24 protein-coding genes are annotated in these 26334 nt (G+C 47.9%); 12 read left to right on the forward strand and 12 right to left on the reverse strand.

The features are described from left to right. Positions 1 to 76: 76 nt before the first annotated feature. The 5 genes from KVT36_RS11740 to KVT36_RS11760 all read left to right on the forward strand — a co-directional run bounded on the left by KVT36_RS11740 (position 77) and on the right by KVT36_RS11760 (position 10696). Complete coding sequence (locus tag KVT36_RS11740; RefSeq protein WP_217603684.1) at positions 77 to 4171, forward strand: Calx-beta domain-containing protein; 4095 nt, start codon at positions 77 to 79, stop codon at positions 4169 to 4171. A 17-nt stretch (positions 4172 to 4188) separates the two neighbouring features. Continuing rightward, a complete protein-coding gene (locus KVT36_RS11745; RefSeq protein WP_217603685.1) occupies positions 4189 to 5187 on the forward strand; it encodes a type IX secretion system membrane protein PorP/SprF in 999 nt (332 codons plus the stop codon). A gap of 16 nt (positions 5188 to 5203) precedes the next feature. Then, on the forward strand, positions 5204 to 6997 hold the full coding sequence (locus tag KVT36_RS11750) for an OmpA family protein (RefSeq protein WP_217603686.1): 1794 nt from the start codon (positions 5204 to 5206) through the stop codon (positions 6995 to 6997). Between the two features lie 60 nt (positions 6998 to 7057). Beyond that, positions 7058 to 8167, forward strand: a complete 1110-nt coding sequence (locus KVT36_RS11755) for a pyridoxal phosphate-dependent aminotransferase family protein (protein ID WP_217603687.1) — start codon at positions 7058 to 7060, stop codon at positions 8165 to 8167. A gap of 96 nt (positions 8168 to 8263) precedes the next feature. Then, complete coding sequence (locus tag KVT36_RS11760; RefSeq protein ID WP_217603688.1) at positions 8264 to 10696, forward strand: penicillin acylase family protein; 2433 nt, start codon at positions 8264 to 8266, stop codon at positions 10694 to 10696. Here the strand turns inward: KVT36_RS11760 and bla are convergent. Then, on the reverse strand, positions 10693 to 11580 hold the full coding sequence (gene bla, locus KVT36_RS11765) for a subclass B3 metallo-beta-lactamase (RefSeq protein ID WP_217603689.1): 888 nt from the start codon (positions 11578 to 11580) through the stop codon (positions 10693 to 10695). The genes KVT36_RS11760 and bla overlap by 4 nt on opposite strands. Before the next feature lie 43 nt (positions 11581 to 11623). Next, complete coding sequence (locus tag KVT36_RS11770; RefSeq protein WP_217603690.1) at positions 11624 to 11920, reverse strand: hypothetical protein; 297 nt, start codon at positions 11918 to 11920, stop codon at positions 11624 to 11626. A gap of 87 nt (positions 11921 to 12007) precedes the next feature. Between KVT36_RS11770 and KVT36_RS11775 the strand changes: the two genes are divergently transcribed. Continuing rightward, entirely contained in the window at positions 12008 to 12214 is a 207-nt protein-coding gene (locus KVT36_RS11775; RefSeq protein ID WP_217603691.1) for a hypothetical protein, read from the forward strand. A 40-nt stretch (positions 12215 to 12254) separates the two neighbouring features. On the opposite strand, the gene KVT36_RS11780 is transcribed toward KVT36_RS11775, so the two are convergent. Beyond that, positions 12255 to 13100 carry an AraC family transcriptional regulator gene (locus tag KVT36_RS11780; RefSeq protein WP_217603692.1) on the reverse strand — a complete coding sequence of 282 codons (846 nt, stop codon included), beginning with the start codon at positions 13098 to 13100 and terminating at the stop codon, positions 12255 to 12257. 88 nt (positions 13101 to 13188) lie between these two features. Here KVT36_RS11780 and KVT36_RS11785 point away from each other — a divergent pair, with 88 nt between their 5' ends. Further along, on the forward strand, positions 13189 to 14124 hold the full coding sequence (locus KVT36_RS11785; protein ID WP_217603693.1) for an NADP-dependent oxidoreductase: 936 nt from the start codon (positions 13189 to 13191) through the stop codon (positions 14122 to 14124). 51 nt (positions 14125 to 14175) lie between these two features. Here the strand turns inward: KVT36_RS11785 and KVT36_RS11790 are convergent, their stop codons facing one another. The 3 genes from KVT36_RS11790 to KVT36_RS11800 all read right to left on the reverse strand — a co-directional run bounded on the left by KVT36_RS11790 (position 14176) and on the right by KVT36_RS11800 (position 15902). After that, positions 14176 to 14538 carry a nuclear transport factor 2 family protein gene (locus KVT36_RS11790; protein ID WP_217603694.1) on the reverse strand — a complete coding sequence of 121 codons (363 nt, stop codon included), beginning with the start codon at positions 14536 to 14538 and terminating at the stop codon, positions 14176 to 14178. Further along, positions 14538 to 15455: a TIM barrel protein gene (locus tag KVT36_RS11795; RefSeq protein ID WP_217603695.1), complete on the reverse strand. Its 918-nt coding sequence runs from the start codon at positions 15453 to 15455 to the stop codon at positions 14538 to 14540. Before KVT36_RS11795 ends, KVT36_RS11790 begins: the two co-directional genes overlap by 1 nt. Positions 15456 to 15527: 72 nt before the next feature. Continuing rightward, entirely contained in the window at positions 15528 to 15902 is a 375-nt protein-coding gene (locus KVT36_RS11800) for a helix-turn-helix domain-containing protein (protein WP_217603696.1), read from the reverse strand. 98 nt (positions 15903 to 16000) lie between these two features. Here KVT36_RS11800 and KVT36_RS11805 point away from each other — a divergent pair, with 98 nt between their 5' ends. Next, complete coding sequence (locus KVT36_RS11805; protein ID WP_217603697.1) at positions 16001 to 16669, forward strand: NAD(P)H-dependent oxidoreductase; 669 nt, start codon at positions 16001 to 16003, stop codon at positions 16667 to 16669. 96 nt (positions 16670 to 16765) lie between these two features. After that, entirely contained in the window at positions 16766 to 17995 is a 1230-nt protein-coding gene (locus KVT36_RS11810) for a BamA/TamA family outer membrane protein (RefSeq protein WP_217603698.1), read from the forward strand. On the opposite strand, the gene KVT36_RS11815 is transcribed toward KVT36_RS11810, so the two are convergent. Together KVT36_RS11815 and KVT36_RS11820 are read right to left on the reverse strand one after the other, a co-directional pair. Beyond that, positions 17992 to 18993, reverse strand: coding sequence for a phosphotransferase (locus KVT36_RS11815; protein ID WP_217603699.1), 1002 nt, complete (start codon positions 18991 to 18993; stop codon positions 17992 to 17994). The genes KVT36_RS11810 and KVT36_RS11815 overlap by 4 nt on opposite strands. Positions 18994 to 19138: 145 nt before the next feature. Next, on the reverse strand, positions 19139 to 19348 hold the full coding sequence (locus KVT36_RS11820) for a hypothetical protein (RefSeq protein ID WP_217603700.1): 210 nt from the start codon (positions 19346 to 19348) through the stop codon (positions 19139 to 19141). Positions 19349 to 19587: 239 nt separating this feature from the next. Here KVT36_RS11820 and KVT36_RS11825 point away from each other — a divergent pair, with 239 nt between their 5' ends. Further along, complete coding sequence (locus KVT36_RS11825) at positions 19588 to 20256, forward strand: response regulator transcription factor (RefSeq protein WP_217603701.1); 669 nt, start codon at positions 19588 to 19590, stop codon at positions 20254 to 20256. Between the two features lie 15 nt (positions 20257 to 20271). On the opposite strand, the gene KVT36_RS11830 is transcribed toward KVT36_RS11825, so the two are convergent. Continuing rightward, entirely contained in the window at positions 20272 to 21471 is a 1200-nt protein-coding gene (locus KVT36_RS11830) for a tyrosinase family protein (protein WP_217603702.1), read from the reverse strand. Between the two features lie 23 nt (positions 21472 to 21494). Here KVT36_RS11830 and KVT36_RS11835 point away from each other — a divergent pair, with 23 nt between their 5' ends. After that, positions 21495 to 21776 (forward strand): hypothetical protein, encoded by a 282-nt coding sequence (locus KVT36_RS11835; RefSeq protein WP_217603703.1) that lies wholly within the window; start codon positions 21495 to 21497, stop codon positions 21774 to 21776. Between the two features lie 598 nt (positions 21777 to 22374). Then, a complete protein-coding gene (locus tag KVT36_RS11840; RefSeq protein WP_217603704.1) occupies positions 22375 to 23184 on the forward strand; it encodes a sensor histidine kinase in 810 nt (269 codons plus the stop codon). A gap of 72 nt (positions 23185 to 23256) precedes the next feature. Here the strand turns inward: KVT36_RS11840 and KVT36_RS11845 are convergent, their stop codons facing one another. The 3 genes from KVT36_RS11845 to KVT36_RS11855 are packed head-to-tail and all read right to left on the reverse strand — an operon-like array spanning position 23257 to position 26196. Continuing rightward, positions 23257 to 24066, reverse strand: a complete 810-nt coding sequence (locus KVT36_RS11845) for a class II fructose-bisphosphate aldolase (RefSeq protein ID WP_217603705.1) — start codon at positions 24064 to 24066, stop codon at positions 23257 to 23259. Next, a complete protein-coding gene (locus KVT36_RS11850; RefSeq protein WP_217603706.1) occupies positions 24063 to 25016 on the reverse strand; it encodes a carbohydrate kinase family protein in 954 nt (317 codons plus the stop codon). Before KVT36_RS11850 ends, KVT36_RS11845 begins: the two co-directional genes overlap by 4 nt. 13 nt (positions 25017 to 25029) lie before the next feature. Further along, on the reverse strand, positions 25030 to 26196 hold the full coding sequence (locus tag KVT36_RS11855) for an SIS domain-containing protein (protein ID WP_217603707.1): 1167 nt from the start codon (positions 26194 to 26196) through the stop codon (positions 25030 to 25032). Positions 26197 to 26334 lie beyond the last annotated feature (138 nt).

The raw sequence follows: 26334 nt of genomic DNA on the forward strand, positions 1-26334 counted from the left end.
CGGACTAAACCTATCTTCTCAACGCAAACAATTTAATGTAATGCGTATTACTCCCTATTGGTGCAAGCTTGCATATATGCAGCAGCGCATTTTAACCATGTATACCGGTAGCAGGAAATATGTCCTGTTAATAGCCATCTGCATCTTATGCGGCAGCTGGACACCGGTAAACCGTCAAACAGCATCCCTGCATAAAACCACACCCGCGTATGCACTGGAAGTGGCCATCACTGCTATAGCCGGTGCAAGAGAACCTGGTACCACCGGTAATTTTTCCGTTGGGTTAACACTGGGAACCATGCACCCGGAAGATATTACCATCTCCTATACAGTAAGCGGCACAGCCACGGCAGGTAGTGATTACACAGCGTTATCCGGTACAATAGTATTACCGGCCAATACAAATGCGGTGCAAATACCGGTAGATGTAATGGACGATAAGCTCATTGAACCCACTGAATCGGTAGTGGTAACCCTTACGGGCGCTACCACCGGATCGCCTGCTGTTCCGGTGCCGGTTAATTCAGCCAACAATGCCGCAACAGTATCTATTACGGATGATGATAATAATATAAACATCAGCAGCACCGCCATTAATGCAGAAGAAGGCGGCGCAAATGGTAAATTCACTTTTGAGCTGCCCGCAGGTGTAGTAGCTGCCAATGATATTACCATCGATTATACCATCCAGGGCGCAGGCGTCGGTGTTGCAACAGAAGGGGCGGATTATAATGATCTCTCTCCCCACTCCATTATACTGCCGGCGGGCGCTAATAAAGTAGACCTGGTGGTAACAGCCATAGATGATAACGATATAGAAGGCGATGAAGATCTGTCCATTCAGTTAAACAACGTTACAGATGCAACTGGTGTGATGTTCACCATAGGCCCCAACATAGGCAGCGGCATAGATATTATTGATAATGATAACCGCTTAAGCATCACCCTTGCAACAAACGGCACGGAGCCAGGTGGCGCTGGCAACAATGCAGGTTTTAACATCAGCTTGCCCGGTGGGCTTACCTTTACTCAGGACATTCTTGTAAAGTATAATATAGATAACATCAGTACGGCAACAGGCGGCCCCGGTGCAACCTACGACTATGATAACACAACCCTTACCGGCGGGATCGTTTTACCCGCAGGATCTAACAGTGTGTTACTGCCCATAATAGTGAACGACGATAAAGTAATAGAAGCAACAGAAACAATTAGTATTTCATTAACGCCCAATGCAAGCGTTTCAACCGGATCACCGGCAGTGAACTTTTCCCTGGACCCTGTTAATAAAAGCGCAGTGGCAAATATTGCCGATGATGATAACACATCCATCGCTATTATCAGCACCACAGATGGTAGGGAGCCAGGTGGCGCAGGTAATAACGGCAGTTTCAGAATTGGCTGGACCAATGGTGTAAAGGCTCCGGTAGGAGGTTTGATCGTTAACTTCGGCATTACCGGCAGCACCGCAACAAAGGGCGCCGGTAACGACTATACGATGCCCACAAGTACTTTCATCCCGTCGGGCAGCAGTTATGCAGATGTAACAGTAACCGTGCTGGATGATAATCTTGTAGAAGGCCCTGAAACCGTGGTTATGACGCTCACCGCTGTTATACCGGGCAGTCCGTCCAGCAGCCCTGCCATCCTGATAGGCACGCCAAATCCCGCTACTGTTACTATTGCTGATAATGATGTTATATCCTCCCAGCAATGGAAAAGCGCTGCCTATACCGGCACCGGTGCAGCAGGCGCTGTAACTGCAGGCGACCAGATCACCTATACCATTCATATACGCAATACCGGCAACGTTAATTTACCGAACGTAAAAATAACGGATAAAATACCCACCTATACAGAGTTTGTGAGTGCCGATGGTGGTATTGTGCCGGATGCTACCGGTACATTAACCTGGACCATTCCCAGTGTAGCAACAGGCGGCCCTGATGTCACCCGCAGCTTTGTAGTAAAAGTGGCAAATGATCTTACCGGCGCTACTGGCATTCTTAACACCGCGGGTGTAGATAATGGCGACGGATCAGGAGAGCATCCCACCACGCCGCCGGATCCCGGTAACCCTAACAACCCGCATCCCGGCCCTGTTACCCCTGGCGATCCATCTACCAACGTACCGGTTGATCAGAGTAAACGCTCTGTTAACTGGAAAAGCGCAGCATACACCGGCACCGGCGCTGCAGGCGCCGTAAAACCGGGCGACCAGATAACCTATACTATTCATATCCGCAACACCGGCCATGTAAAGCTTACCAATGTAGTGATCACGGATAACATGCCCGCCTATACGCAATTTGTAAGCGCAGAAGGCGGTATTGTACCCGATGCAAGCGGCAAGCTCACCTGGAACGTAACAGAGGTGCCTGTTGGCTCAACAGACCTAACCCGCAGTTTTGTGGTAAGAGTGGTGAATGATCTTACCGGTGCAACCGGCATTCTTAATACAGCAGGAGTTGATAATGGTGATGGATCAGGAGAGCATCCCACTACGCCGCCGGATCCAAATAATCCTAACAACCCGCAGACCCATCCTAACCCGGGTGATCCGTCTACCAATGTACCGGTAGATACCGCCAAACGCTCTGTTAACTGGAAAAGTGCCAGCTATACGGGCACCGGCGTTGCAGGATCAGTAAGGTCCGGTGATGAGATCACTTACACCATCCATGTACGTAACACCGGTTATGTAAAGCTCACTGATGTAGCGATCACGGATAACATACCTACCTATACGCAGTTTGTAAGCGCAGAAGGTGGTATTACGCCCGATGGAGCCGGCAAGCTTACCTGGACCATTACAGAGATCCCGGTAGGCAGCGCAGATGTAACACGGAGCTTTACCGTAAAAGTAGCGAACGACCTTACCAACGCAACTTATATTGTAAATACAGCCTGGGTAGATAATGGAGATGGCGGCGGTAATCATCCCACAGGCCCGCAGAATGGTAACGATCCTAATCAGCCCAAACCTAACCCGGATCCCAATGATCCGGCTACCGAGGTGCCGGTGGATAATGGCAAGAATTCCGCCAACTGGAAAAGTGCCAGTTATACCGGCTCCGGTGCTGCAGGTGCGGTAACCACCGGCGACGAGATCACCTATACCATTCATGTGCGTAATATCGGCAGTGTTACATTAACCAATGTGCAGATCACGGATAACGTACCTGCCTATACGGAATTTGTAAGCGCAGAAGGCGGCATAGGTCCCGATGTTACAGGCAAGCTTACCTGGACGGTTGCCACTATTGCAGTAGGCGCACCGGATGTTACCCGCAGCTTTACCGTAAAGGTGGTAAAAGACCTTACGGGCGCTACCAGCATTATTAATACCGCTGCAGTAGATAACGGTAATGGTAAGGGAGGGCAGCCCAGCACGCCGTCAGATCCCAATGATCCTAATAACCCGCATCCGCACCCCAATCCCGGCGATCCTGCCACCAACATACCGGTGGGCAAGGTATCCACATTTGATACCTGGAAAACAGTGACCACTGCCAGCGGTAATCCCAAGGCAAAAGCCGGGGAAATATTAACCTACACCATCCAGGTGCGGAACACAGGGAATGTAACCATACCGGCTATTAATATTACCGATACAGTACCGGCGCATACCACTTTTGAAAGCGCAACAGATGGCGGTATTTATGACAGGGCAACGAATGCAGTAAAATGGACCCTGAGCAACCTGGCATTAGGTACTGTTGCCGATGTAACCTTTAAAGTAAAAGTAAGCACCGGGCTGGATAGCAGCGTGCCTGTGATCACCAATACAGCCTTTGTTTCAGATGGTACTGTTACAGTGCCAACATCCGGCTGCGATCCTGCATCCGTAGGCTGTAACGGGCACCCGGGTACGGAGATTGAAACCATACCGGACGACAGCGATGGCGGGCTGTTTATTGTAAATGCCATGAGCCCTAATGGCGATGGCAAGAATGAATACTTTATCATCAAAGGACTGGAAAAATATGGCAAGGCTGCGCTCTATGTGTTCAACCGCTGGGGTAGCATGGTGTACCAGTCAAAAGAATATCATAACGACTGGAATGGTACCGGCTTAAGTGAAGGCACCTATTTCTATAAGCTGGAATTAAAAGAAACAGCAGGAGGCGTAAAATTATACAAAGGATGGGTGGTGATAAAAAGGAATTAATTCGTAAACGTACAGTTATGTGCAGCAGAAAAAGATGGTATATAGTAATACTGCTACTGGCAGCCTTGAATAGCAGGGCGCAGCAGAATGTGCAGTTCAGCCAGTATGCCTTTAACGGGTTAAGTGTAAACCCTGCCTATGCAGGTTATAAGGATGCCTTATACCTTAACACCATTTACCGGCAGCAATGGACCGGTTTGCCCGGTGCGCCGCATACCGGAGGAGTATCGGTAGATGGGCCTGTGCACCCGCTGAAAGCCGGTGCAGGAATAGGTTTGGGATTACAGGTAATGGCAGATGTGATGGGACCGCAGCAGGCATTTTCTTTTTACGGCTCCTATGCATACCGCATTCCTTTGGATAATGAAAATACGCGCCGTCTTTGCCTGGGCATAGCCCTGGGTGTTACGCAGTACCGGCTGGACGGGAAAGCGCTGCAGTACCTGGATACGGATGACCCGGTGTTCCCGGCAGGAGGCGTAAATGCTTACTCTCCGGATGCGCGGTTCGGTATCTATTATCATACACCATCCTTTTTCCTCAGCCTGTCTGTGCTGGACCTTTTTTCCCGTTATACCAGCACATCATATCACTGGAAAGGATATAACTACCAGAACATCCGCAAAACGCAGCACCTTTACCTGGCAACAGGTTGTATGCTGCCGCTGTCAGAACATGTGCAGCTGAAGCCGTCCATCATGCTCAAGGATGATTTTAAAGGGCCTACCAACATAGACCTGAATGCCATGCTGCTTATTGAAAATGTTTTCTGGATAGGCGGCTCTTTTCGTGCAGGCGTGCCCATATGGAACAAACAGCTGCCTTCCGGGCTGGAATCTGTGAATGCCGCCAGCGCTATGGTAGAATATTATGTATCGGAAAAGCTGCGCATGGGATACGCCTATGATATGAATATTAACAAACTGGCCGGCGCCCAGGGGGGATCGCACGAAATATCTATAGGCCTGTTATTCCCGTCAAAGCATTACAGCACATCCAATCCACGGTACTTTTAAAAGAAGGGGCTCTGATATGTTACGTTTTTACACCATTCTGTTAATGGTTTTAGTTTGGGGGCCTGTGCGGTTATATGCGCAGGAGCAAAAAAGCCTGCCACAGCTGGCAGATGACGCTTTTGCACGGCAGGAGTATGCAGTAGCTGCTACGCTCTATAGCAGGCTGGCGGAAAGAAAGGGTAACAAGGCATCGCTAAAGCTGCTGGGAAAAACAGCGCAGTGTTATATTGAAATGGCACGTTTTACAGAAGCAGGTTACTGGTACCTGCAAATGCTGGAACGCCCCGATTGCCCGGCAGAGATAGGGCTCCTGTATAGCGAGATCCAAAAGAACATCGAAGAATATGATACGGCAAAAATTTACTTAGGCCGTTATAACGGCACTGGTGCAGATAGTATTATGCAATGGAGGAACATGATGCTGGCGGGTTGCGACAGTGCGCTGTTATGGAAAAAAGATACACTGAACCTGGCAGTTGAAAATATAAAAGAGCTAAGCTCACAAGGGGCCGACTGGGTGAGCGGTATGATGAAAGCCGGGCTGCTGGTAGTATCCAACGGTTACCGTAAAATGGCGCTCAGCACAGGTGCAGAACGTAACCCGGCTACAGATCCCCGGGTGAATCAACCTTTCTTTAAAGCCTACCTGTTCAAACAATATACAAAAGGCGGCATAGTGAATAATGTGCTGGAAGAAGTATTGCCGAAGGTGTTGGGAAAGGTCCCTTACCACGTAGGCCCGGTTTGTTTCAATAGCAGGGAAGATACTTTGTATGTGACCCTGAATGTTTGGGGAAAAGATATGGCTGACCGTACGAAGAAAGGCGCCGTGAATGGAAAACGTTTAATGTCGCTGTTCTGGTCTGTGAAGAAAGATTCGGTTTGGTCGCCACTGGAGCCGGTTGCAGCATTAAACCTGGCTGGTTACTTTACCGGCAATGCAACGCTTAGCGGTGATGGCAATATCCTGTACTTTGTATCAGACCGGCCGGGCGGGCAGGGCAAAACAGATCTCTGGTACAGTGAAAAACAGGCAGATGGTAACTGGGGACCACCCGCCAACTGCGGGCCGGTGATCAATACCCGCTTTGAAGAAGGATTTCCCACCATAAATGAAGCAGGCTCGCTTTACTTTTCCAGCAAAGGGCATCCGGGCATGGGCGGTTTTGATATTTTCCGCACCACGGGCAACCGTGCGGAATGGAGCGCTCCCCGCAACCTGCACCGCCCCTTTAACTCCGGTTCAGATGACCTGGGTTTTGTAATAAAAAGCAACCAGTACGAAGGGTACTTTTCCTCTAACCGCCGCGGTGGTGGCGGTGGAGATGATATCTATCATTTCATGGATACGCATATCTCAGAAAAACTGGAGAATCCCAAAGCCGGGAAACCAACGCAGCCTGATACGGCTGCCGTTACGCCTCCTGTACCTACTAAAACAGACAGCACTATTGTGAACAAGCTGGAAAAATTATATTTCCTGTATGATTATAACAGCGCTGAGCTGCTAACGGCATCCAAAGATCTGCTGGATAGAGTAGCAGTGGTGCTGCAGCAGCATCCTGAATGGAAACTGATGGTGCGCTCCTATGCAGATAGCCGCGGTTCTGACAAGTACAATATTGATCTTTCCGCCCTGCGCAGTTATGCTGTAATAGATTACCTGGTTAAAAAAGGAGTATCAGCCAAACGCATGTATTATGAGAACCTGGGCGAGCGGGTGCTGGTAAACCCCTGTGGAAATGGGGTGCCCTGTGATGAAAGCCAGCATCGGGAAAACAGGCGGAGTATGCTGAAGATCTTGTATTAAGCAAAGATCGTTCACAGCAGAGGAACATCTCCTGAATGATCTTTTCCTTAGCTTTGACGGATGAAGGAAGATTTTCTTTTATCCCGGCTGGCGCAGCGCCAGGCGCAGCACGCCCTACGCGAGCTGAAGCTGCCTGCCCCGCATATGGTGGATTTTTGTTCCAATGACTACCTGGGCATTGCCCGCAGCGCCGCCATGCAGGAGGCTGTGCATACCCTGTTAATGGAAAGGCCTTATATGCATGGCAGCACGGGCTCCCGTTTGCTGGCCGGTAACTATGCGTGGATCGAAGAAGCGGAGCAGAACCTGGCCGCCTTTCATGCCGCCCCCGCAGGCCTGATCTATAATTCCGGGTACGATGCTAATGTAGGATTGTTCTCCTGCGTACCGCAAAAGGAAGACACCGTGATCTATGATCAGCTGATCCACGCCTCTATCCGCGATGGCATTCGCCTGAGCCGCGCACAGGCTTTTTCCTTTTTACATAATGATGTGGCCGACCTGGAAAAGAAGCTGCAGCGCGCTACGGGCAATGTATTTGTTGCCGTAGAATCCGTATACTCTATGGATGGGGATATGGCCCCGCTTAAAGAAATGGCTGCAGCCTGTGAAAAGGCCGGCGCTCATTTAATTGTAGATGAAGCCCATGCCACCGGTGTAGTCGGGGAGCAGGGCGAAGGTTTAGTACAGGCGTTGGGGTTAGCCGGTAAATGTTTTGCCCGCGTACATACCTTTGGCAAAGCTCTGGGCTGTCATGGCGCCATTGTATTAGGGTCTGATGAGCTGCGCAAATACCTGGTAAACTTTTCCCGCGCTTTCATATATACGACCGCGTTACCCCCTACAGCTGTTGCTGCTATTATGGCCAGCTATAACTTATTCCCTTATATGACAGAGGCCCGCACGCACCTGGCTGCCCTCATAACCCGCTTCCGGCAAGCCACGCATACCCTGCAGGTGCTGCCCAGCGAAACGCCCATCCAGATCGTGCTGACCCCCGGCAATGAATTTACCCGCCGCCAGGCAGCCGCTTTACAGTCCGCCAATTTAGATATAAGGCCCATCCTGCACCCAACAGTCCCCAAGGGCCAGGAGCGTTTACGTATTGTATTACACAGCTTTAATACGTTTGAGGAAGTGGATCAATGTGCAAATATGCTGATGTGCTGATGTGCAGATGGGAAAAATCACATGTACACCATTGTATTCATTTTTTTGCATTAATTTCATCTGCATATTTGCACATCTGCATATTTGCACATTATTATGAGATTCATACCCTTTCTTATAGCCGCCGTTATTACCCTTGCTTTAATTGGAGCCCTGAACCGCAAATGGGGATCCATCCCGCCCTTAGGTAAGTTCTTAAGCCCGCAGGAAGGGTTCTGGCAAAATGCAGAAGCTATCAGTAAAGACTATAATGAGGAGCTGGCCCTGCCCGGCCTCAAAGGCAAAGTAGAAGTATGGCTGGATGACCGTATGGTGCCGCATATTTTTGCAGAGCAGGAAGCCGATGCCTATTATGCAGAAGGTTACCTGCATGCCCGCGACCGCCTTTGGCAAATGGAATTGCAGACAATGGCCGCACAAGGGCGTTTAAGTGAGATACTGGGGCCTAAGCTGCTGCAGTACGACCGCCGCCAGCGCCGCCTGGGCATGGGATATGCAGCAGAATTATCCGCAGCAGCGATGTTAAAGGACAGCACTACCAAAATGGTGGTGGAAGCCTATTCCGCCGGTATCAATGCCTATATCAGCAGCCTCTCTTACAGCGACCTGGCCGTGGAATACAAGCTGCTGGACTACCGTCCGGAACCCTGGAGCGCTTTGAAATGCGCTGCATTGCTGAAGTATATGTCGTATGATCTGGCCGGCGGAGTGAACGATCTGGAATATACGAATGCCCGACGCCTGTTCAGCCAGTCGGACTTTAATAACATGTACCCCGACCGTAACGATAGCATAGACCCGGTAATACCTAAAGGCACCGCCTTTGATAAACCGGTGAAGAATGCCGTTATGCCCGCAGACAGTGCCTTGCAGGAGGTAGCTGCCATGCTGCATTTTAAGCAGGACAAACCTGACCCGGATAACGGGAGTAATAACTGGGCCGTAAGCGGCAGCAGAACCCGCAGCGGCGCACCCATCCTGTGTAATGATCCGCACCTGGGCTTAAGCCTGCCTTCTTTATGGTACGAGGTACAGATCAACACGCCCACTATGAATGTATATGGCGCCAGCCTGCCCGGCGCACCCGGCGTTATCATAGGCTTTAATGATAACATAGCCTGGGGCGTAACCAATGGTTCTGAAGATGTGATGGACTATTACGCCGTGCAGTTCCGCAACGGGCGTCAGCAATATTTGTTCAACGGGCAGTACCGCGATGCTGTGCCCCGCGTGGAAGAAATCAAGATCCGCGGCCAGCGGTCTTATTATGACACCGTTGCCTACACCGTATGGGGGCCGGTAATGTTTGATAATACTTTTCACGATGATATTCCCGGGCAGCCTTTCCTGGCCCTGCGCTGGAAAGCGCATGACCCTTCCAATGAGCTGCTTACCTTCAATAAGCTGAACCATGCCCGTAATTACGACGATTACGTGGCTGCATTGGAACATTATACCTGCCCTGCGCAGAACTTTGTATTTGCTTCCAAAGCCGGCGATATTGCTTTATGGCATAACGGGGAGTTCCCGCTGCGCTGGAAAGACCAGGGCAAATGGATCATGCCCGGCAGCGACAGCAGCTTTGCCTGGCAGGGATATATTCCGCATGGCGAAGTGCCGCATATTAAAAACCCCGCACGCGGTTTTGTAAGCTCTGCCAACCAGCAGCCAACAGACAGCACCTACCCTTATTATTACTTTGGTTATTATGACCTGTACCGTGGTAAACGGATCAATGAGCGTTTGAGCGCCATGAGCCAGATCACCACACAGGATATGATGCAGCTGCAGAACGATAATGCCAACCTGTTTGCACGCGCTGCCATACCATTGCTCACCAGGCATTTGCCGGAGGCTGATCTTAAGCCTGCACAACAGCCCTATTACCAGCTGCTGAAAGTATGGGACCAGCAGAACAGCCCTGCCAGTAAAGGCGCTACCATTTTTTATATGTTGTGGGAAGGGCTTAAACACCGCATCTGGGACGATGAGCTGATGAACCGTACTGACAGCGCGGAGCTGGATTATCCGCAGGATAATGCCTCCCTGTTATGGCTGATCCGCGATTCCTCCATGCGTTTTGTAGATGATGTGCATACTCCGCAAAAAGAAACATTAACAGACCTGGTGCTGCAAACTTTTGCGCAGGTAACAGATTCCGCACAAAAGCTGGATCAGCGGCAGGAGCTGGAGTGGGGGCGTTTCCGTGGTACGGATATCCGCCACCTTACACGCAGCCTGCCCGCCTTTAGCCGTATGCATCTCTACACCGGCGGCGGTACGCATGTGGTAAATGCTACCAAGGCTAACCATGGCCCTTCCTGGCGTATGGTAGTGCAATTGGGAGCTACTACGGAAGCGTATGGTATTTATCCCGGTGGGCAAAGCGGTAACCCGGGCAGCCCTTATTATGATAATGCGGTGAATGACTGGGTGCAGGGCAAGTATTACCTGTTACACATCTTTGATCAGAAACAGCGGGATGATGCCGGTATCAAGTTCAGGATGGTAATGGCCCCTAAGAGTTAATGCCCGGCGCTGCCCAGCTTTTTAAGATAAGCTTTCTGCAGATCACTTAAGATGGAATCATAACCCGGCCGGTCAATAAATGCGGCAGGATTATAGGCATCGCCCGGTTTACGTTTTTTGTGCAGGTCAAACTGGCCGGCATGGGCAGCGAACCAGAGATCAAATTCCAGCTTTTTCATTGCATCAAACGTATAGGCGTAGTCTTTAGCAACATCCGGGTAGGCAGGCATGCCTGCAAGGTTCGTCTCTTCCAGCACAGAAGGCATATTGGCGATCAATACCTTGTAGGTATGCAGTGTATCATTAACGGTAACTAAAAAGCTGCTGGAGCCTTTTGTATGCCCCGGATGGTGTAGTACTATCACCTGCATGCCGCCAAGCGTTACTGTATCCTTATCATGCAGCAGCCGGTTTGCCTTAACAGGTGTATATTCAAATGCAGGGTTGCCGCCCAGCGCATAATCAGATCTTCCCCCGTCTGCCAGTACAGGTGCATCTTTTTCATTGATCATCATTTTTGCACCCGTTATTTTCTTTATGGCCGCCATTGCGCCTACATGATCAGCATGCGCTTGATTAGTCAGTAATATTTTGATGTCGGAAAATTTGAATCCCAATGCTTCCACATGCTTCCGGATCATAGGAGCAGATCCCGGCATACCGGTGTTGATAAGTATATGGCCTTTGGGCGTGGTAATCAGATAACAGGCCAGCTCATAGGAGCCTACATAATACAGGTTGCCGGCAATCCTGAAGGGCGCATAATCCTGCGACCAGGTTTCCGGCGGAGTGTAGGTGGCTGCAGGCTTTTGAGCATGGGAGCAAAGGTGGGTCAGCAGCAGGGTGGTTATCAGTAAAGTAAGGTGCAATGATCTTTTAAGCATGGCGCAATAATATAAACATAAAAAAAGCCAAACAAACCGTTCATCATTTATACTCCTGTTCCTTAAAAAATCCTTCTATCAGGCTGATCTCCTTTGCAAACATGGTACGCTTTCTTTTGCCAAAGTACAAGGTATTCTCCAGCACAGCGTTCCCTTCCCATACCAGATTTAGTTTCCCGGTTTGCAGCTCGTTACGGCATAAAAAATCAGGTATCACGGCAAAGCCCGTACGGTTACTTAAACATCTTACAATGGAGCATTTATTGGGCACAATATAATTAGGCCGGAAATCCGGGTGGTTGTTGAAATTTGTTTGCCAGAATTTGCGCAGGTTCTCCATATCCGTAGCTGTGCTGTACCATACCTGTTGTTTCAGCCAGCGGCAGCATCTGCATATTTCTTTTTTTTAACCAGCTGCTCAAAGGGTTTGCTGTCCTGCTTTTCACCGGATATTGCCTCTTCACTGAACATTTCTGCCTTTAACCTGGGGGTAGCTATCGGTTCCTATGCAGGTGGTAAAGCAGTGGGCAGCGCAGCCCTGGGCCTGCCGGCTACGCCCTGGCTGGGTGCGTTGATCGTATTGTTAGGAGGGGTATTAACGGTGTATAGTTATCGTGCGAATAAAGGTAAATAAAGATGCAGCATTAGCGGATGGTGTATAGCTGCCTTTGCTTTCACGCAGCCTGGTGTTTCTTATTCCTGAATTGCGAAGGGCTGATGCCTTTCAGCTTGCGGAAGAATTTATTCAAATGGCTTTCGTCCGTAAAGCCCAGCTCCGCCACTATTTCATTAATACGCAGGTCACTGCGCAGCAGGCGGCTTTCTATCAGCTTTAGCTTATAGTTGTTAATGTACTGCTGCATGGTTTCATTGGCATGTTTTTTAAAATAGCGGCCCAGGTAAGAGGCCGATACGCCAAACTCCTTGCTGATGGCTTCCGTACGCAGCTTCTCCGGTGCATAGATATGCTGCTGAATGTATTGCAGTATATCCAGCGCTTTTTCATCCGTAGCTTCATTTACTTCCTGCGGCAGGTACTTGGCAATGTTGCGTGCCACTACTATAATGAGGGTGTTCACCAGCTGTTGGATCAGCTCTTTATTAAAAACGTCCCGGTTCACATACTCCCGTATAATGGCTTCCACAATGGGCTTCACCAGGCTTTTATCGGTTTGGTTCCTGAGAATGCAGCCCGGCTGGTGGTTGGCATTCTGTAAAATAAATTCCAGCTTTTCCCGGTTGACGGCAGGTATGCTGCTGTTGCGGATATAAATATCATTAAAGCGGATAAAGAAGAACTGTGTAGTACTTTTTATATCAAAGGAATGGCAGTCGTCCGGGGTAATAAGGAACATATGCCCGGGATGATAGTTGAACGAATGTTTATTGATACACTGCGTACCGGTACCGGATACAATGTACACCAGCTCAAAGAAAGAATGTTTATGCTCGTACTCCGGCAGCTCATCCAGCTCTTTGAACACAATTTCAAACGGCTCGTACAGGTTTTCCTTTATCATGCGGCAAATGTACAGAAAAAGCGAAAAGTTATACCAGTAAATAGCCGTTTTGCCTGTATAATTTTGTGTTATTAAATCAATGAGCCACATGAAAGCAATTATCGTAGCGCAGCCTGGAGGGGTAGAAAACCTTATCCACACACAAACAGATACACCTGTTATTGGTGATAACGAAGTACTGGTACAGGTAAAAGCCATCAGCATTAACCCGGTAGATGTGAAGAGCCGCCAGGGCAAAGGTATGTACGGACGGCTGAAAGCGTTTTCCCCTCTGATCTTAGGTTGGGATATATCCGGTGTGGTTACTGCTTCCAGCTCTCCGCAGTTCAAAGCAGGTGATGAAGTATTTGGGATGGTCAACTTTCCCGGCCACGGTAAGGCCTATGCGGAATACGTAGCAGCGCCTGCCGCGCACCTGGCATTAAAACCGGCCAGCATTTCCCATGCGGAAGCTGCTGCTGCTACACTGGCGCCTTTAACCGTTTGGCAAACCCTGGTGCAATTTGGCCAGGTAAAAGCAGGCCAACGGGTACTCATACACGCAGCTGCCGGTGGGGTAGGGCACTACGCCGTACAAATAGCCAAACACCTGGGCGCTTACGTAATAGGCACCTCTTCTGCTGTCAACAGGGATTTTGTATTAAGCCTGGGGGCTGATGAACATATCGATTACAGGTCTCAGCAATTTGAGCAGGTAGTGAGCAATATTGATTTTGTGCTGGATGCTATTGGCGGTGATCATATTGACCGTTCCCTGGAAGTAATTAAACCCGGCGGCACACTGGTAAGCATTCCCTCCGGCCTTAGTGAGCAGGTAACAGAAAAGGCAAAGTCAAAAGGCATCCGGGGTGCATTTATATTAGTACAATCCAGCGGAGAGGATATGAAAGCACTCGCTGACTTACTGGCCCAAGGGCAGCTCAGATCCCATGTATCACAAACATTTGCTTTTGCAGATATGGATAAAGCGCATTTGCAGGTGGAAAGCGGCAGAACAGTGGGGAAAGTAGTGGTGGAGATTTAATTATGAAGGTACCGCTCTTAGCTGTCTGTAGAAGCTAAGAGCGGTACTTATTTAAACAACTTTTTTAACATCCCGGAAAAACTGTTCAAAAACAATTTTTCCATTCGCAACCTGGTACACACAGATCTCTTCAAAATCCCTGTACCCGGTATTTTTTATTTCTATTTCCATTCTAAGGATCACAGAAAAATAATTACCAGCTATCAAAGGTTCAGAAAAGCTAACGCTGATGATCTTTTCAAGATTACTCAGGAATCGCTCCTCCTTCGCATGCATATTAGAAGCTCCTTCAGTTCTGCTTCCATCAGGATCAATGCTTATAATATCTGTATCATACAATTCATGCTGCGCCTGAATAAACTGCCCTTCTTTGCAGAGCTCAATCAGCCTGCCGGCTACCATTGCTGTTGTCATTAGTACCCCCATTTCTTCATCTGCACCAGGTCCAGCTTCGCACTTTCCAGCGGAGTTTTATCCTGGTAAGATTCCTGTTCAATAATAAAGTACTTGGTACCGCCGGATTGTTTGCCCAGGTCTATAACCTGTTTTACCGGTATAATGCCCTTCCCCAGCACCGTGCTTTCATAAGCGCCGCCCATTTCACCGCCCTTGGCAGATTTTATTTCATCTTTCACGTGCATCAGCTCAAAACGGCCCGGGTATTGTTTTACAATGTCCAGCGCTATACCGCCTGCATGGTACATATTGCCAATGTCCAGCTGCTGGGCTACCAGCGACGGGTCTGTGTTCTGCAATATCAGGTCAAACAGTTTCTGGCCATTCAGCTTGGTGCTGAACTCAAAATCGTGGTTGTGGTAGCCGAACTTCATGCCCGACTTTTTACACAGCTCCCCGCTTTTGTTAAACACATCCATATAGGCTTTAAAGTCGTCGTAGGTTTTGCGCAGGCCCTCATCCAGCCAGGGGCTTATTACATAGCGCTGACCTACGGTAGCGGCATCTTCCACCGTATATTTCCATGCGTCGGTAAAATCTTTCTTGGCAGCATCCCAGTGCTGTTTGCCCATTACAGTATGGCCGCTGGGCATTAAAAGGCCCAGGCCGTCCAGCAGCTTTTTAAACTCTGCGGCGGAATAGCCATAAAATTTACGGTCTATGTAGTTGGCATGCTCCACGTATTTGTACCCCATGCTGGCCAGCTGTTTCAAGGTACCGGAAGGATCTTTTTTCATATCATCCCGGATAGAGTATAGCTGTATGCCCAGTATTTCTTTGGCGCGTGCGGCCGCAAATAATTCGTTCCTTAATAACGTGGTACCTGCAACGGCTAAAGCGCCGGTACGCAGAAAATTCCTTCTTGAAATGTGCATAGTAGTGTTTGTTTATGAACGTGAAATAACGTGTGTGTAAGGTAACCTGAATATACTCAATTTAAGTTAAAATCATAGGGCCGTTACCTGCTCCTGTATATCGCGATGGGCCAGGCCCCAATATTCCAGCTGTTTCCAGATAGGCATCAGCGCCTGTGAGCTCTCTGTAAGCTTATACTCTACCCGGGGCGGTACTTCAGCATACACTTCGCGGCTAATGAGGCCATCCCTTTCCAGCTCCTTCAGGTGCAGGGTTAGCATACGGTCAGAAATGTCGGGGATCTTTTTCTTGATCTCCGCAAAACGCAGGGTTTTGTTATCCAGCTTATACAGGATCAGCAGCTTCCAGCGTCCGCCCAGGATATTAATAGCATAGGTAACACCACAGATATTATTCAGCTTTTCCCGGTTCTGGGTATTGGTGGAGGTAGGTTTACGCTTAGCCATAACTAACATTTTTGTGTGTATCAAACAACCGGCTACACAGGTTACAAATGTAAACCGCAGGGAATAATTTTGCCAGCATAATTTAAATAAATCTTTTTATGAACGTATTGATCGTGTACGCGCACCCTGAGCCGAAGAGTATGAACGCTGCGCTTTTTCAGACAGCTATCCAGGCATTAACAGCCGCCGGCCACCAGGTTAAAACATCCAACCTGTATGGTATGCAGTTCAACCCGGTATCTGACCGCTATAACTTTACCAGTGTACATAATGCAGCCTTTTTTAAACAACAGCTGGAAGAAACGCATGCCACTGCAGTAAATGGTTTTGCACCGCATATAGATACAGAACAGGAAAAAGTGGAGTGGTGTGATCTGATGATCTGGCAATTCCCCCTGTGGTGGTTTAGCCTGCCGGGTATCCTGAAAGGCTGGGTAGATCGTGTGTTTGCTATGGGCCGGACTTACCGGCACGGGCATATTTATGAAACAGGTGTGTTCCGGGGCAAAAAAGCATTGTTATCCCTTACCACCGGCGGCCCGGAAAGCAATTATGTGAAAGGTGGTTTTAATGGAGATCTGTCCGGCATATTACGGCCCATTCACCGCGGTATCCTGGAGTTCACGGGTTTTACCGTATTGGCGCCGCAGGTGGTGTATGGTCCGGCAAGGTTATCGGATGAGGAACGGGCTAATGAGCTGGCGGTTTGGACCACCCGCCTGCAGGGTATTTTTGAAGAAGCGCCTTTTACTGTGGGCGCCTACTAAGCATCAGCCGGGTACTGGCACAATATTTTGTTTATATAAGCAGATCTATTGTGTAACTAAGGGCCTGCATAGGCCCGTAAAAGGCAGATTACCCGGATGAAAAAATGGTGGCTGATCATACTCTTACTTTCGCCCTGCTGTGTTCTGGCACAGAACAAGGGGCTGGATTCATTGCAAAAAAGGAACTACGACCCTGACGAGGATACCGTGCCACGATTGGATGTGATAGACCTGTTTAACGATTTATTCCACATAAAGTCCCATAATGTCCCCAAAAGAAACGGGAAGGTATATTATTCATTAATACCCATTCCCACGAATATACCGGGTGGTGGTAGTGCGCTGGTAACCTCTACCCAGGCGGCGTTTTACATGGGACCCCGGCGCACCACGCGTATATCCAACGTAACGTTCTCGCCGTCCTTTTCTTTTTCAGGCCGGTTCTCGTTCTCCGTGCGTCCCAACTTATGGTTTCAGGGTAACGACCGCAATATTGTGGGCGATGTACGCTTTATTGTGAACCCGCAATACACCTGGGGCCTGGGTAAAGGCGGCGCCGGCGATGACCGCGAGCTGTTGGGCAATAACTATTTCCGCTTTTACGAAACTTTTTATCAGCGTATAAGACCCGGGTTGCTGGCGGGTGTAGGTTATCACCTGGACTGGCATTCGGCCATTAAGGTAAGAAGTAATGATTCTTTGTACCTGCCGGATTATGTAAAGTATGATTATGGTACAGCACCGGGTAAACAATCAGTTTCTTCGGGTATTTCGCTGAACGTGCAGAATGATACGCGGGAGAACCCCATCAACCCGCAATCCGGGTATTATGTAAATGCTATTTTCCGCATTAACCCTACTTTCCTGGGGAGTAATGATAACTGGAAATCTTTATATGTAGATTACCGGCGTTATTTCCATTTTGGTCCGGAAAGAATGCAGAATGTGCTGGCCCTATGGGGTTATTACTGGACCACGCTCAGTCGTAAAACACCTTACCTGGATCTGCCCAGCATAGGCTGGGACCCTACTAACCGCAGTGGCCGGGGCATAGACCAGAACCGCTTTCGGGGCAAGGGCCTCATAGACCTCGAAGCAGAGTACCGGCGCGATATTTTACCCAGCGGCTTCCTGGGTTTTACCCTGTTTGCAAATATGAATACAGTAACGGAGCGGGATAAGTACCGCTTTACCGGCTTTCACCCCGCAGCCGGCGCAGGCTTGCGCATTAAGTTCAACAAACGCTCTAATACCAATATAGCGCTGGATTATGGCTTTAGCCGCTACGGCAATGTGTTTTATATTAACCTGGGCGAAGCATTTTAAAGTACCTGCATAGCCTCATGATCTTCAATAACCGCAATGCATTTTTGTAGGATGGGGAACTGCGCAGGCCATGGTTTTCCCGCCTTCATAACATTCACCAGGTGCAGCGCCACCGGTGGCAGCAGGTTCCATAATAAGGCGGCTTTATAATCCAACAGGCATTGCTGTGCCGGGTAAAGAATGCCATATGCGTGTAAGCATGCCCGGTAGCTTTCCAGTAAAGTATGTTCTATGCTGCGGCGCAGCTCCGTAGTAATGCTGGTAGCTATAAACCGCGCCACATCCAGCATGCCGCAGGCCTGCTGCATAAACTGGAAGTCTATCAGCGTAACATTATCTTCCCTGAAAAAAATATTCTGGCTATGGTAATCGCCATGTACTATGGTGCGTGGCGCTGCCATTAACAGGGATTGCAGCTTGCTAAGCTGGGTAGTGACATTGGGTAGATAAGGCTGCAGCAATGCCGGCCATTCACCGCCGTATGCCAGCAGGCGTTGCGTGCAAAAGTTACCGGCAGGCGAAGTGTTAAGCGCTTGTATCCAATGCAGGTCAGCAGGCAGGTCACGATCCCACCATTGTGCATGCAGCTGCGCTATTTGCCGGATGGCCAGCTGCGCCTGTGCCGCATTACAACCTGCCAGCTGTTTTACAAAACAGCCATTGTGCAGTTCTTCCAGCAACAGGTAATTTTCATCGCCTGCATAACATATAGGAGCAGGAATACCGGGAAACCAGGAGCTGGCCTGCTGGTAAAAACAGGCCTCTGTTTGACTGAATGCAACACTTTCCGTTAGCTGATAGGAGGGGAGCTTAACGATGAATGTACCTGGCCCCGGTGTATGATCATAGGTAACATGCAGGCGTAACACGTTCCCTACTAAGCCGCCGCCTGCCATGGTTACCGGTCTTACGGACAGGATGCGGGTATCCGGCGCCAGCCTGCCTGTGCTGCGTAGTATGTGCTCCAATTGTGCAGGTAACAAAAATTGTGTATCCAAGCATCAAAAGTAACAATATTCCAATTTTATGACATTCACTTTTATTTTGGTATATTCAGTTAGCAACAACCGTGTAGTGACAGATAATCTTATTTTTATTTGTTTTATTTAACTACCGGTGAAAGTGCACCGGTAGTTAAATAAGTTAAGCCTGGCAATTGCCATCCATGGACTCAATAAAGGCTTCCAGCACTTTTTGCCATTCGGGTTTGAAAAACAAAAGTGCTTTTGCGAAAAGCAGTATAGGCCTTACTGTTTTGTAGATGGCGCAAAAGTCAATGGCGGCAGTAGTTGCATTAGGCCGGCTTGCAATGTGTTTATCGATCTGCTCAATCGACATTAGTTGATCACTCATTTTGTTTTGTTTTAAATGTGTTTAAGTGGATAATGCGAAGTTGCGCATTCCCTGCAGGATACTTAAGGGGATTTTCACGGGAATTTATACCAGGTTTTTCCTGTACCCGGCCCTAAAAATCTCCTGGGCTGAATTTCGTATCGGCAAAAAATTGATTACATTAGCATATAATATTTAGGGACAATAGAAAATAATGGAGCACTGCAAATGTCCGACCTATAACCATTGATTACATATATATGACTCCCAAATCACACGTTAAACTAGCCCTGGTTGACGATCACAAACTATTCAGAAAGGGTTTGCGCAACCTCATCGAACTTGCCAATAGCGATTACTGTGTATTATTCGAAGCTGGAAGCGGACGGGAACTGCAACAGAAAATAACAGCCGAGAACGAGCCGGATGTTATCCTCATGGATATTCACATGCCGGATATGGATGGTTTTGTGACCGTTGAGTGGTTAATAGAGCATTTTCCGCTGGTGAAGGTTTTGATAGTTAGCATGGCGCAGAAGGAAGAAACCATTGTAAAGATGTTAAAGCTGGGCGTAAAGGGATTTTTGTCGAAGGATGTGGAACCGCAGGAGTTGGGCGCTGCCATTGATTCTGTAGTGAACAAAGGATATTACTATACGGATTTTATAACCGGTAAGCTCGTGCATTCACTGCAAAGAGGGGATGAAGGGAATGGCAGAAATGCCCGGCCGCCCGCTATGAGCGACCGGGAAAGAGAATTTCTGAAATTTGCCTGCACGGAACTTACTTATAATGAAATTGCTTCAAAGATGTTTTTAAGCCCTAAGACCATTGACGGATATAGGAATGCGCTGTTTGAGAAATTAAACGTGAGATCGAGAGTTGGATTAGCCGTGTACGCAATTAAGAATGGATTTGTACAAGTGTGAGGCAGGTATGCTATCTTATCGCAACTCAACGGTCGTTTCCTCTATAGTGAGATTGTTGTATTTGAGAATTTCGTTAGTTAAAAGGTTTCCATGAGTGTCCCTTATTTCAAAACTTACGTCTTTCTGAGGGTCTATATTTTTTGCATGTAAATCCAGTCTATTTAAAGCTTCAGTGATATCATGATACTGGTCAAACAACATTTGATGGTGCATATGGCCTGTCATGTCACCCATACCAAATATTCCAAAAATGCCTGCACTTACTTTTTTATTATTATCTATTTGCTGTAAAAAAACTTCTACAATCAAGGACTGCATGGGCATATTGGCACCATTAATCTGTAATATTACACGGTGGTGAGGTGGCTCTATTACATAAGTAAGGTTGTCATACTCATATCCAAGCAGGGTTTGATATTGTACAACATTACGGACCCTTACCCCGTTAAATCCACGCAGCTCATCCTCTAAAAATTGACCAGCCGGATCAGGATTGTGACTTTGCCAGATTGCCCATTGCCGGTCAACATTTGCGTGATGAGACCAGAAGAGAGGATCATAGGCCGCCAGATCGGAATTGCTAAAATCACCTCCTACACCTGTATGTACTGAACCGTGAGGCGGCAGCAATTTCCTGCCTATGGCAGGCAATGTAGGTGTTTTATTACCTAGTGCAAAGTCAACAAGTGATCTGGCCGATATAAGGGAGCCTCGTAATTGTAACGGCTTCCGGTTAGTTTTGCGGGTTTTATCGTAAATATCTGATGAATAAAGAGGATTGTCTCTTTTTGTGCCGGTAGGATCTATAAAAGTTTGATCTGCATGTGCCGGGGCGATACTGTTAGCAAATGTAGCCTTGTTGGTCCAGTCCCAATATGGTAACGACACATTTGAGTTAATTTCCCTTAGCCCCTGCTCAAATTTGTATATGTAATAACGGTGCCATGCCAGAAATAGTACAGGATCTTGGTGAGGGCAGTAGTGCTTGGGAAGCCCGTGATATCCTGCAAGTTCATAGTAGCCGCCACTGTCTTGAAAAGCTATCATCGCCATACGAAGGTCCATTAGTTCGGACGGCTCGAGGGATCTTATTTCTTTTCTTTTTATCATAAAATAGTTTTTAGTGAGGGACATCAAATTAGACAAAGAGGATATTGGATAAAACAGGTTTTTTCCTGTTTTATCCAAATGGAATTCAAACAATATTTGAGACATTAATCACAAAAAAATTTAAATTTATGATGGAGTCTATGTTTATAATACCTGCCGAGGAATTGGTAGATGGGCATATCCAGGGAGAACCCATTGACTTTTCTAAGATCTTTACACCACCCAGTTATCTTCCTAATTTAGTTTTCAAAGGATTCGTTGTATGCCCCTCATTAGACGAAGCGAAAGAGCCCGTTTTTTATTTGAATGCTGTTTTTTTTGATCCGCAAGCGAAAAAAGATGTGATCGTTCAAAATGACAGGGCCAAAGGGTGTCCTTATCCCCCTGGTTATGCAACACCTTTACATTAAGCCCTTTGAAAGACCTGTTATTCAAACTTGATCTAATCGCTCCTGCAGTATCGCTTTTATTATCCATGATACTGATAATGATCCAACGAAGACTACAATCATTGGGGGATCGTTTATTACTCACATTTTTTGTAACCCAATTATTGCTTAATGGAACAGCTGCAATACTGCAGGATCGATTGATCAACAATTTATGGGTTTACCATTTAAACTGCTACAGTACTCACTGTATATTCGGTTACTATTTTCTGAAGGTGCTGTCCAATAAGCAGATCGTTTATTGGGGCTTCTTTCTGTTCCTTGTTTCGTTACTTCTGATCACCCTGGAAATACAGCCTTATAACAGCTTCCCTAGCTACCTGTACTCCATCAGCAGCTTCATTACTATCCTCTATGCCTTTTTCTTTTTAAACCAGATTATTGATACGCTGCCAGCTATTAGGATACTTTCCCTGAAAGACTTCTGGATCATTACAGGCATACTTGCTTATTTCGGCAGCTCCTTTTTTATTTTTATCAGCTATAATTACTTGTCCAGTATTTCATTAAAGAATGTTTTCGTACTTTGGCAATTACATAATATCTTTCTTTGCCTTGCATGCTTGCTTTTCTTAAAAGCTATCAATTCCAAGAAATGGGTACTGAAATAATTATAATCGCTGCGTCTTCAGTATTTGTTTTCATACTGCTTGTCTTTCTCTTCGGATTTGTCTTAAAGTACCAACGAAAGGTATTGTCGTTTGAAAGGGAAAAAGAGTTGATGCGATCAAAATTTAACCAAACCTTGCTGCAATCGCAACTGGAAATACAGGAACAAACCCTTCAGCATATTAGTAATGAATTGCATGATAATCTTGGGCAGATCGCAAGCCTGATCAAAATAAATTTGCACACTATACCTCTGGATGACAAGGAAAAAGCTGCTGAAAAACTAGCAGATACCCGGGAGCTTACGAGGAACCTCATTACAGACATAAAGTCGCTATCCGTCAGCCTTGGTACAGATCACATCTCGCGTACTGGCCTGGCTAAAATGTTGGAAATTGAAATGAAGCGTATTGGCAAAACGGAGCAATTTATAACTCACTTTGAACAGGACGTGGACAAGCTGGTTATCCCGGACGGGAAAGCCATTATCCTATACCGTATAGTGCAAGAGGTGCTGAATAATACGGTGAAGCATAGCGATGCAAGAAATATCCGTGTAAAGCTTTCTGGTAATGAGAAAACTGTTAACCTGGAAATATCCGATGATGGCAAAGGTTTTGATGTTGCAGACAAAATTAAAAACTCAGAAGGGGCTGGGTTACACAATCTTCAGAAAAGAGCTGCGCTTATTAATGCCTCTCTTAATATTGATAGCGCTATAGGTAGCGGATGTATTGTAACAATAAAGTTACCCGTTTAGACCGGCTGTAAAACGGATAAACCCTCCCATAGGGAAGGTTTATGTTTAGGTGTATTCCGGGTGTCAATGGAGCTATATCACGCTCAGCTTCCGGGATATAAGCTCTGTTACCGCATCTATTGCCTTTGGGAAAACCCTGCGCAGATCTATATCCTGGCTGTTTAGCAGCTGTTGCTGCAATGTTTTCATGAATATATTCTTTGTTTCGGTAGCAAGATTTACTTTGGTGATACCGTTTTTAACAGCGGCTTTTAGCTGATCGTCCGGAACGCCGGAGCAGCCGTGTAATACCAGTGCGGCAGGTGTAGCGGTATGGATCTCTTTAAGCAGGTCTATCTGCAAATGCGGGGGCGATTTATAAAAGCCATGCGCAGTACCAATAGCTACGGCCAGGGCATTCACACCGGTTTCATTTACAAAGTGCCGGGCCTGTTCCGGGCTTGTAAAGGCAGCGGTTTGTTCCTGTCCCAGTTTGGCAATATATCCCAGCTCTGCTTCTACATTCACATCATACCCTGCAGCTACCCTTACAACGGCAGCGGTAGTACGAACATTTTCTTCAAATGATTTTTCACTGGCATCTATCATCACGGAATCAAAACCTGCATCCAGGCATTCGCGGATAGTATGTATGTTGCTGCCATGGTCCAGGTGCACCCATCCGGTTACACCGTACTGGCGCAGCGCTACCCTGGCCATGTGTACCGCGGTGTTAATGCCCAGGTATTGCAGGGTGCCTTCTGATAATTGCAGTATAAGGCTGCAGTTAGCTGCTTTGGCCGCCATCAGCAGGCCTTTCAGTGTTTCAAAATTATAGAAGTTCACGGCCAGCAGGGCGGTGCCTGCCTGTGAGCATTGCTGTAGTTGTTGCTTTAAGGTCATGCGGGTAGGTAGTTAAATTTTTGACTGGCAATGGCGTAAAAGGTATCCAGGCTGTGAAAGGCCGTAGTGCCGCCCGGGGCAGTGGTATTAACCGCGCCTGCCAGCGCTGCATATTCCGCGCATTGGCGCAGGGAATGGTTACGGATATACTGACTTATAAAGCCGGCGTTGAAGCTGTCGCCTGCGCCAATGCAATCTGCAATATCTGTTTGTTTAAAGGAGGGCTGGTGAAACAGTGCCTGGCCATCCCATATATAGGCGCCTGCTTCTCCGTGTTTCACCGCTATAATATTGGCATAAGGGCAGATGGTTTCCAGGCAGGCTGAAAGAGTGGCCTGGCCTGTGAATGCGCGTAGCTCCGCAATGTTGGGCAGGAAAATATCCACATGCGGCAGCAGTGCCTGTAGGTCAATATCCCATCGCTCTGCCGGGTCCCATTGCGGGTCCAGTGAGGTAGTGAGCCCTAGCCTTTTTGCACGGGCAAAAAGTTGTGTTAGCCCTGGTTTCAGGGCCGGTTGCAGGAATATGGAGCTTACGTGCAGGTGCCTGGCACTGGTGAGTACAGCATCTGTAATGTCTGCAATGCTCAGCTCTTCCATCGCGCCGGGATAGGTGATCATGGCCCTTTCCTGTTCGTGGCTGAAAGCAATGCTGATGCCCGTGCCGCTTGCAGGACTGTAGGAAATACAGGAAGTATTTACCCCTTTGGAAGAAAGTTCAGCAAGCACTTTATGGCCAAACAGATCGTTACCGATCTTACCGGCAAAGGTAACGGCAGCGCCCAGGGTGCTGAGGTTACAGGCAAAAATGGCGGCGCTGCTGCCCAGGGTAAGGGTCATGTCTTTTGCCAGTATTTCCCTGCCCAGGGTAGGCAGCATGTTAAGTTTGTTGAGTATCAGGTCTACATTCAGTTCTCCGACCACCAATACATCAAATGTGGTGTTTTTCATAACGCTGTTTTTATCAGGCATTGAGCGGGTAAATGGCAACGCCTTCCACCACGCGGGTGATGGCGCCGTTTACAGAAGGATTGTCCGGTTGAAGGCCCAGCGACAAAGAAGTATAAAAGGCCAGCAGCTGCAGCGGCAGTATGCTGCATACACATAAAAGGTCTTCTTCCAGCACCTGCTGCTGATCGCCCGTAAGCAGGATGGCATCCAGCTCCGGTACTTCACCGTTGGCAGGTAATATACCAATTTCCATGAGTGCCTTATTGCCCTGTTTCATGGACATAACCAGGTCCTTTTCATAATTCAAAACATAACCGGTGTTGGAAAATATATATACCACCAGCGTGTGTTCGTCAATGATAGCTTTAGGGCCATGCCGGAAGCCAAGGAAGCTGTCGCTTTTGCAAATAACCTTACCGCCGCTGAGCTCCTGTAGTTTCAGGTGCGCTTCCGTAGCGGTGCCGTAGAATGGGCCATCGCCCAGGAATACAGCCCGGGTAAATTTTTTACCGGCAATGCTGCGCAGTAAAGCGGTGTAGCGCCCCAGCAGGTGATCGCCATAGCTGCACAGGGCTTTTACCTGTTGCTGCATAACAGGGATGTTGTGCAGCCGGGTAATAAGGGCGCCGGTAAGCAGCATGCCGGAGTAGCTGCTGGTCATGGCCAGGCTTTTATCATTACATTCCGGTGGCAGCAGGATCACGTGTTGCGCGTGTTTGCTTTGCCAGCCGGCCAGCTGCCCGTTCTGGTTACAGGTGATCACCAGGTGGTAACAGCGCCGGGAAATATTATCGGCCAGCTCCAGCGCAGCGCAGCTTTCAGGGCTGTTGCCGGAGCGCGCAAAAGAAATGATCAGCGGTATCTTATCGGCATGGAAATAGTCGTGCGGGTGCGCTACAAGGTCCGTTGTGGGGATGGTCCGGGTAATAAGGCCCGTGTGCCGGAAAAAGCTGCCTGTAAGCGAAAGGCCAATAAAGGCGCTGGTACCTGCACCGGTAAGAATAATGTTGTCCGCCGCCTGGTAAGCTTCCTGCAGGAATGCCAGTAACGCAGTGGTGTCAGCCGTCAGGCTGTTCATGATCTTTTCCCATATATAAGGCTGTTGTACAATTTCCCGGGCAGTGTGGAAAGCTCCTTGTTCTTGCAATACGGAAGGTTCCAGCTCAAGTACTGATTGCATAGTTGAGTTATAAGTGAGGTAATACAATACAAATATATCAAAAGGTGTATTACTTTCAAAACCTTTTTATTATTTCAGATAATTTGTTTTAAATTTCGTTTGAAAGAGATTACACAATAATCTGTAACTTAGCTGGCT

This window comes from Chitinophaga sp. GbtcB8 (assembly GCF_019091455.1).
In the GTDB taxonomy this organism is placed as follows: domain Bacteria; phylum Bacteroidota; class Bacteroidia; order Chitinophagales; family Chitinophagaceae; genus Chitinophaga.